We start from the raw sequence: 525 nt of genomic DNA, 5'->3' as shown, positions 1-525 counted from the left end.
TTCCAGCAGCCTGCGGTCAAGCCGTTCGAGGCTGACATAGATCGGCAGGATCATCAGCGGCAGGTAGCCATAGACGATGCCGAGCAGCACCGCGCCCGGCGTGTTGATCAGCCTGACATCCTCGATGCCGACAAAGGCGAGCAGCGCCGGAATGCCGCGCCCGCCCAGAATGTACATCCAGGCATAGGTCCGCATCAGCAGGCTGGTCCAGAACGGAATGACGACCAGCGCCAGCAGGATCAGCCGCCAGCGCTGCGGCGCGCGCAAGGCGAGATAGTAGGCAACGGGATAAGCGACGAGCAGGCAGGCGAGCGCTCCCACCGGCGCCAGCACCATGGTGTTCCAGAAGGCGGTCGCCCGCGCCGGAAGATTGGCATATTGCGCCAGCGTAAAGGCGGCCTGATAGCCGCCTTCCGGTGCGCGTTCGCCGACGCTGAACACGGCGATGGCGATGAACGGCAGCACCAGGAACACCACCAGCCACGCGGTCGCCGGACCGAGCAGCATGGCGGTCAGAAAATTCCT

At 65.0% G+C, this 525-nt stretch carries 1 protein-coding gene; it reads right to left on the bottom strand.

Going from position 1 to position 525, the window contains the following annotated elements:
- Positions 1-525, bottom strand: a 525-nt coding sequence (locus tag EN925_RS38965; protein ID WP_164894842.1) for an ABC transporter permease, incomplete at both ends; no start/stop codon positions are given.

The sequence above is a fragment of the Mesorhizobium sp. M7A.F.Ca.US.006.04.2.1 genome (genome assembly GCF_004022915.1).
GTDB lineage: Bacteria > Pseudomonadota > Alphaproteobacteria > Rhizobiales > Rhizobiaceae > Mesorhizobium > Mesorhizobium ciceri.
Note: the sequence above shows the minus strand (reverse complement) of the source record. Positions and strands in the feature narration are given on the sequence as shown.